The sequence below is a fragment of the Streptococcus downii genome, assembly GCF_004353325.1.
Taxonomy (GTDB): Bacteria; Bacillota; Bacilli; order Lactobacillales; family Streptococcaceae; genus Streptococcus; species Streptococcus downii.
Genome location: NZ_MZNX01000009.1, coordinates 673,557 through 680,508, shown reverse-complemented (window position 1 = coordinate 680,508; position 6,952 = coordinate 673,557). Strand labels below are relative to the sequence as shown.

At 37.5% G+C, this 6,952-nt stretch carries 12 protein-coding genes and 1 pseudogene; all 13 read right to left on the bottom strand.

Going from position 1 to position 6,952, the window contains the following annotated elements; translation table 11 throughout:
- Window positions 1-11 precede the first annotated feature (11 nt).
- A complete protein-coding gene (locus E2R31_RS09735) occupies window positions 12-716 on the bottom strand; it encodes a DUF4176 domain-containing protein (protein WP_084948586.1) in 705 nt (234 codons plus the stop codon).
- Complete coding sequence (locus tag E2R31_RS09730; RefSeq protein WP_000357787.1) at window positions 716-1,009, bottom strand: hypothetical protein; 294 nt, start codon at window positions 1,007-1,009, stop codon at window positions 716-718. The genes E2R31_RS09735 and E2R31_RS09730 overlap by 1 nt, the downstream gene beginning before the upstream one ends.
- A 12-nt stretch (window positions 1,010-1,021) precedes the next feature.
- Window positions 1,022-1,450 carry a DUF5082 domain-containing protein gene (locus E2R31_RS09725; protein ID WP_070842359.1) on the bottom strand — a complete coding sequence of 143 codons (429 nt, stop codon included), beginning with the start codon at window positions 1,448-1,450 and terminating at the stop codon, window positions 1,022-1,024.
- 227 nt (window positions 1,451-1,677) lie between these two features.
- Complete coding sequence (locus tag E2R31_RS09720) at window positions 1,678-1,971, bottom strand: DUF4176 domain-containing protein (RefSeq protein WP_132974226.1); 294 nt, start codon at window positions 1,969-1,971, stop codon at window positions 1,678-1,680.
- A gap of 1 nt (window position 1,972) precedes the next feature.
- The gene (locus tag E2R31_RS09715; protein WP_132974224.1) at window positions 1,973-2,659 is read right to left on the bottom strand and encodes a hypothetical protein; all 687 of its coding nucleotides are present in this window, start codon (window positions 2,657-2,659) and stop codon (window positions 1,973-1,975) included.
- Window positions 2,659-3,252 (bottom strand): hypothetical protein, encoded by a 594-nt coding sequence (locus E2R31_RS10045; protein WP_243701305.1) that lies wholly within the window; start codon window positions 3,250-3,252, stop codon window positions 2,659-2,661. The genes E2R31_RS09715 and E2R31_RS10045 overlap by 1 nt, the downstream gene beginning before the upstream one ends.
- Window positions 3,253-3,284: 32 nt before the next feature.
- A complete protein-coding gene (locus E2R31_RS09705; RefSeq protein WP_084948595.1) occupies window positions 3,285-3,581 on the bottom strand; it encodes a DUF4176 domain-containing protein in 297 nt (98 codons plus the stop codon).
- Window positions 3,574-4,155, bottom strand: a complete 582-nt coding sequence (locus E2R31_RS09700; protein ID WP_239822341.1) for a hypothetical protein — start codon at window positions 4,153-4,155, stop codon at window positions 3,574-3,576. The genes E2R31_RS09705 and E2R31_RS09700 overlap by 8 nt, the downstream gene beginning before the upstream one ends.
- Window positions 4,130-5,305 (bottom strand): annotated as a pseudogene (locus E2R31_RS10040) (LXG domain-containing protein); the annotation flags it as partial. The gene E2R31_RS09700 and the pseudogene E2R31_RS10040, both read right to left, overlap by 26 nt.
- Window positions 5,306-5,332: 27 nt before the next feature.
- Window positions 5,333-5,584, bottom strand: coding sequence for a hypothetical protein (locus tag E2R31_RS10035; RefSeq protein WP_132974220.1), 252 nt, complete (start codon window positions 5,582-5,584; stop codon window positions 5,333-5,335).
- The gene (locus tag E2R31_RS09685; RefSeq protein ID WP_132974218.1) at window positions 5,568-6,224 is read right to left on the bottom strand and encodes a DUF4176 domain-containing protein; all 657 of its coding nucleotides are present in this window, start codon (window positions 6,222-6,224) and stop codon (window positions 5,568-5,570) included. Before E2R31_RS09685 ends, E2R31_RS10035 begins: the two co-directional genes overlap by 17 nt.
- Window positions 6,221-6,514, bottom strand: coding sequence for a penicillin-binding protein (locus E2R31_RS09680; RefSeq protein ID WP_084948600.1), 294 nt, complete (start codon window positions 6,512-6,514; stop codon window positions 6,221-6,223). The genes E2R31_RS09685 and E2R31_RS09680 overlap by 4 nt, the downstream gene beginning before the upstream one ends.
- A 1-nt stretch (window position 6,515) precedes the next feature.
- Window positions 6,516-6,917 carry a YwqH-like family protein gene (locus E2R31_RS09675; RefSeq protein ID WP_084948601.1) on the bottom strand — a complete coding sequence of 134 codons (402 nt, stop codon included), beginning with the start codon at window positions 6,915-6,917 and terminating at the stop codon, window positions 6,516-6,518.
- Window positions 6,918-6,952 lie beyond the last annotated feature (35 nt).

The following is a 6,952-nucleotide window of genomic DNA, read 5'->3' as shown; positions in this document are numbered from 1 at the left end:
ATAAAATCCCATTAGCCTTCCTCCGTGTTTAAATACGGCTCATAATACCGAACAAAATCCTCGCTGCGCATAAAGGCAGTCGATACTTGTTGCTGGGAGAGCTGAGTCGCACGTAAAACATCCTCTGTGAACTGACTTTCCCAGTCGTCACTATAGCCTTCAAAACGAAGTCGCTCAATCATCATGTTACTTACGAAAAAAGCATCCATTCCAGGCATCTCACCCAAGGGCCAGATGCGAGCCAAGTAGTCTACCACATAGTCATCAAATCCTTCTTGAAGAGGCATCTTGCGGCCTGAAATCGTAACGAGTGGTCCTGGTCCCTCCGCTAAGCTCTTCTGGAGTTCTTCTGGCAATAACTCCAAATCTAGCTCAACAACAGAACCTAAAGGATAAATAGGACTGTAGACACTGTCCACAATCCCCATGAAATCCTGTAAATCCGTGATGGAAAATAGTTGATCTAGTTGATTATAATGGATCTGAGCTTCCTGCTTTTCATAATCAAAATGACAAGTAAAAGTTGCACCGAAACTTGGCACATACTCATAGACATCCTCTAATTTTCTCAGAGCCTTATAGAGTCCCTTTAATATCTGCGGACGCATTCCTAATTGTTGACCAAGTTGAATTAAAGTATCATCTACTTCGAATGTCTCTCTCGTACGACTAGTAATAATACTTGTAAAAATCTTATTCTTATCGTATTGAACCATTACTTAAACCTCACATTGGCTGTATTCTTATCAAACTGACCGGCCATGGCTTTATCATCAGCCACAATCTTCTCACCAACCGTAATCATTTGAGAAGTACGCTCCATTTCAAAATCCTTATAATCACTCAGAATTTTTTTCGCTTGTTCTTGAAGGGTCTCAAAAGATTTCATCCGATTCAAGGTAGTTTTTCCAATCTTTGTCACTTGAATGTCTGATACAGATGCGACCTTAGTCCGTGCTGAGGTAACAACACGTTGCCAAGAAGCCGAACTGATTCCTATTTTATCCATCTATCCTACTCCCTAAAAAATAGCTGCCAAGAAGCTTTCAACCGCATTCCAAGCACTTCCAATAGCACCACCTAAATCGCCTAGCTCCAATTTTCGCTTTGCGATCTCTGCATCCAACTTCGCCAAATTCATTTCATGCTCATTTTGATGCGTATTCATCGTCGTCGCAATTTTCGATAAAGTCTTATCAAATGTATCACGTCTTGTCCCTTTAAAGGTATCTGTAGAAATAGTTGTAGAGTATTGAGAAACTGTATTGCGGAACTCACTATAGGATTGAATTTGCTTAGAAAGTTCTTTTCTAGCAGATTCTAACTTCTCAATCTCTGCTTTTTTCTTATCGTATGCTTTCTGGTACTGATTCGCCAAACTTTCATAACGACTCGCTTGCGCCCGATTATAAGCATTACTAGCAAGCCGCTTTTCTTCAAAATCACTCATCTTTATACCTCTTTTGACTAAACCTTACAGTTAATAGAATTATATCAAAAATTCTGATGTTTTACCATAAGGAGAATGAAAAATAAAAGTAAGTCAAATGACTCGCTTTCATTCACTGATAAGTTTGATGCGATAACCATCTCGGCTGGTGAAGTAGTTGTACTCATCGACTCCGACAACGAACTCTGTGAAGCTACTCTGGTAAAAATAATAGTATAAAAATGATACTATTTCGTTCTTCCTTTTACCACTTTCTCCTTGTTTTCCTCCAACCACTGTAGATAAAGCTTTGCATAGCGTTCTTCCTCATCATTACGGTAACCTTCAAATATGACTTCGTCAATATCTTCTTCGTTAAAATAATAAATCTCTTCTGGATTGAGACCGTCTGGAAAAAAAGAGCCTGTATAGTCAAAAACAACATCTGCCCCCTCCTGATTAACAATCATTCCACGACCAATAATCACAACTTTCTGGTTGCCGTCTGCTAGGTAAACAATACTCCCTAATGGTAATAACATTTTATGCCTCCTGTTTATTTTTAATAATATGAAATTTAAAACGATTTAAATTATATTGTATTGATATAGCATAGATAAATAAAATTGAATAACCTCCAATAAAGGTAAATAATAGCAGAGTGAGATAATTTGAATTGAAAATCCCAATGAAAAGACACCCTGAGAAAAGCAATATAAAAGTTATTAAATGTTGAATAACCTTAAAAAATGAGGAATTAGATCCTTTCTTATTTTCTTTTATTGTAGCTCGTAATAATAATGCATCCTGAAAATTAAATTTAAGAGTTTTATCCATTCCTAAATTTAAAACTAGAAAAATTAGCAAAGCTCCGATAAAAAATAAAATAAGAATAATTCGCCATGAAGAAAAAATCATGGGATTATTTGCGAATTTTGGAGGAAAGAATAAGAGCCAAAATACCAAAACAATAGACACAATATCAAATACTTTCCTAAAATTTTCTAACCATATATTAAATGGCTTTACTTCATACTGTTCAACTTGTTCCGTCACATCATAAATTAAGTATTCCGTATTATTATACGTATTAAATCTCCACAAATAATTTCGGATGTCCTTTGGATTAAAATAATCTATTACATAAAGACGGTTATGGACTTCTATTAGATAATAACGGTTATCCAGCCGCCCCACTACACGGGCTACATAGTTAGCTTTTTTCTCCATTATCCAAAAACTCCTTTAATTGCTTTGAGTGGATTGCTAAATGATTTTCCGATATTAGATATTCCTTTTCCTATTCCGTTTAAAAGATCTCCTGCACCATCAACTACAGCTCTAAATGGTTTCACATTTTTATACAGAGCTTTTACACCTACAGAAACAGCTGCCCCCACTGCTACAGCTCCAAATATACCAACAACAACTGGAGCTCCAGCCAAAGCTGAACCCACAGCAAGACCGGCTACCCAGCCAGCTGTTCTGGCCGTTAAGCCATAACTAACTGCTCTACCAACATTATGGTATTCTTTATAATGGTCACTTCCTTCTGACCACATTCCTAGACCAACAAGTCCTCTTCCACCCCATTTAGCAACATTTCCAAGAACTTTACTGGTAGAATTCGGTATTTTTTTCAGCGTGCTAGTTAGCCAATTTCTCATTTTTGAACTATCTTTTATAAATCTTCCTGCGGCATCACGCGGTTGCAAAGTCGCCGCCAGTGAACGACCTATATTTTTAGATTCCTCAATAACTTTCCCTTTAACATGATCCAAAAAAGATCCTATAGTTTCTTTAGAAAATTCGCTTCCAACCATGGCCTCCGTAAGGCTACTCTTGATCGATACTACTAAAGCTCAAGTGTCAATCTTGGATATGAGATATTCTTTTTCTCTACTATAAATTTCTCCTGCAACTGTTCCTCTGCTTCATCAATATATCCCTCAAACCAAATCTTGTCAATATTTTCATGATTGAAGAAATAAACTTGATTATCCGTATTTCCAGAAGGATAAAGACAAGCTGAATAGTCAAAATATCCAATTGTTCCTCGACTATTGTAAAGTGGAAACCGATTTATAATCATCACTTTAGTATCACCGTTCTGTAGTTGAACAACACTTCCAATAGGTAAATAATTACTCATTCTTTAACTCCTTTATCAATTGATTTAAAATAATATATCGTTCTTTCGTTTTTGTATTTAAGAATAAACAAAAAGGAAAAAGTAAACCGACGGAAACAAATAAGAATAAAAAGATTGATGTCAGTAAATATAGAATAGCAGAAATTGTAACTATTAGAAATAAAGATATGATAGTTATCATCGCAATCTTAGCATTTCTTTTTTCTTGATGAAGAAATATACCATATGATTCTCTCGACAGGTATAAATCAGATAATTCTATCCCTCTATACAACTTTTTAACGTAGATTCGCGAAACAGAAAAAACTGCAATTGTCCCAAATATCAGTATTAAAATATTAAATAATAAAATATTTATAAATAGATATTGATTTAACCATCTAACTATTGGCAACATAAACAGTATAATCATCACTAAGAAAGATTGACTATAGCTGCTTTCTTTTTTATCTATCCTGATTAGTAATTTTTGACTGCTTTTATCATAAAAAACAGATTGCTTTTGATAGATTCCTACAGGAATAATTTCGTAATTATCTTTCATCATCTCACCCAAATACACTTCCCAAACCACTCATCATTCCTGTAAAAGCATCGCCGATATTTTTTCCAACATCATTGACCGTCTTTCCTATTGTATCAGCTGCATGCTGTATGTTACTAATGGTATCATCTATAAAAGGTTTTGCAACACTATCATACACCCAGTCAAAAATCATTGATCCTGCAACTCCTGCAACAAAACCTATTGCTGCTCCACCTACTGTACCAACCACCGGAAAAGCACTACCTATAGCTGCCCCAACTTTAGCAGCGCCAATACCAATCGCTACATGTCCTCCAGTCTTTACTGCTGCATGACCAATATTTTCTCCATCTGCAACTTGCATGCCAAAATCCACTGCAGCCCCTAGAGTCTGTACGCCATATTTAGCAACTCCTTTAACAAATCCACTATATATAGGATTAACATCAACTGGAATAGTATAAGTCCCACCGCCTGAAACAGCTCCCAGCAAACCATATTGCATATTTTGGGGACTATGTGTCAACCATTCCCAAGAAGATTGAATAAACGCATTTATAGCTTTATCTGTCATAAAACTTTTTAAAGCTTCTTGACTAAACGCTCCAAATAAAGACGATAAATAAGATGGCAAGTTTTGATTCGATGAACCATCCTCTCTATTTTCTAGACCAGGTGGGATTTCCTCTCCATACTCCGCCTTCTTAGTCACCTCCCTCGCAAGAGCCTGCAATTCCTCAATCCCTGCCTTGTCCTTGTCAAATGCAACGCCTGGATGATTCTTCTGGAAGTAAGCCCTTGCTAGGCTATCCACTTTCTGGTGATAGCGGTTTGCCGCCTTCTTGAAATGAGGATTACGATAGATATCAAGCGCTTCAGGATTACGATAAGGGCTGGCCATGGTAACCGTCCCACTCACCTTCGTTAAGCCCTTATTTTGATTGTTTAAAATCGCATCTAACTCACTTGTGGCCTGCTTGCCATTGAAGGCAGCCAGGCGCTTCTCCGTCTCGGAAAGCGACTGTTTCGACGCCTCAATAGCCCGATCTAGCTTATCCTTGCTGGGAGCTTTCAGTAAGATCAAGTCAGAAATTTCCGTATAATATTTATTCGTCGCATCCATATCCCGGACAATGGAGGAATGGAGACCATCCACACTCTGCTTCAAGCTAGTTAAGGCCTCACTGTTGATGACAGCTGTTGCGCTTTTCTCACCGACTGTTGATTAAAAGTCAGAAATCAGATTGTCAAACTCAGTATAAAGCAGATTAGAATAATCCACATAGCCCTGAAGAAGGGGAAGGTTGTAATAATTCAACTCATGGTTAATCGCAGTCTTGACATCACCACGCAGCGCTTGGCTGGAGGCAAGACTCTGCGCAGTCGACTGTGCCTCAGCCAAATCAGCCTCGAAAGCTTGGGTCTGTTTATAGAGAAAATTCTTTAAACTTTCCAACTCATTACGCTTGATTTTCATCGTCTAACTCCTCCTGTAATCGTAGATAAAAGTGGGAAGGAATAGCTGTTTTCATCAATATTTCCCGTAATTGACCGACATAGGAACTTTCTTTTTCTGATTCCGCATAACCCTGAGCGATAATTCGTTTGATCATGGTCTTATGAATCGCCATCGGTGGAAGCTCTGCTTGAAGACCAAGTGGCCAGAACTGTGCTAAATAATCCACATAAGCTCCGTCGAAAACGACTTTTCGCCCCATAATCATGACATAAAGTGGCTCATCGCCTAAAAGTGACACTACTAACTCTTGAGATAGCTGCTCCTTATCAATCTCAACCAATGTGCCCAAGGGAAGAATGTCACTATAAACCTTATCAACCCCATCTAAAAAATGGACAAATTCACTTTTAGCTAGCATAATATCTGTCTCGTTCCGACAAATATACACTTCTTTCGGTAAAAAAGTCACTTCAATATCAGCGCCAATCCGCGGATGATAAATATAGTTTGGCTTTTTATCCAAAAAAGCTTTTACGATTGCGCCCAATACCTCTGGACGATTTTTTAAAATAAAAGCTATCTGATGTAAAAAATCTGTAGTGGGAAATGCCGTATTACCGTCACAATACTCTTTCCAAATTTGTTCTGCTGTCTTCATTTTAATCTAATCCCATCTTGAAATCCATCGGCTCCTGAACGATCATCCAACAACTTATTCTCAGAAACCCTAAGCATATTAGAGGATTGAGAATTCACATAAGTTCGATATTTTATGACAGATGTATTTAAATTCTGAATAGCTTGATTAAAGTTCTTAAAAGGAGATAAATCTGTATAGGAAAAAGGAAGAGTAGATAGTGGACGAACAGAGGCAACACCCGAATGATAACGTCCGACCTGTCCAGCCCATTCTTCTGTTTGGACATATATTTCTGCTTGACCTGACATACTAGTCCTCCTCCCTATTCAAGCGATGATAGTATTCAATCTGGCTATTCAGACTATTAATTTTGGTCTGGCAATCTTCAATATTCCCATTATATTCTGATATTTTAAAGCGAATACTCTTACAATTCATTTCTGTATCTGTCAACCAAGTTGTAATCGCATCGGAAATTCCTGCTAACGTTTTATCAAAATCTTCCCGACGGGTTCCCTTGAAATCAGTTGTAGAGTGCTTATTCAAATCACTCGCAGAAGTCTTGTTTTTACTAACAACATCCATCTGACTCTGAATACGATCATTCGCAGATTCCAACCGTCTTATCTTATCCTCATAAGTACGTATATCCAAACGGATCCAACGAATTTGCGCATGACAATTCGCAATAGCACTATCGTATCGTCCCATACATAAACTCCTCCATTTTTTCTCTAATTATATCA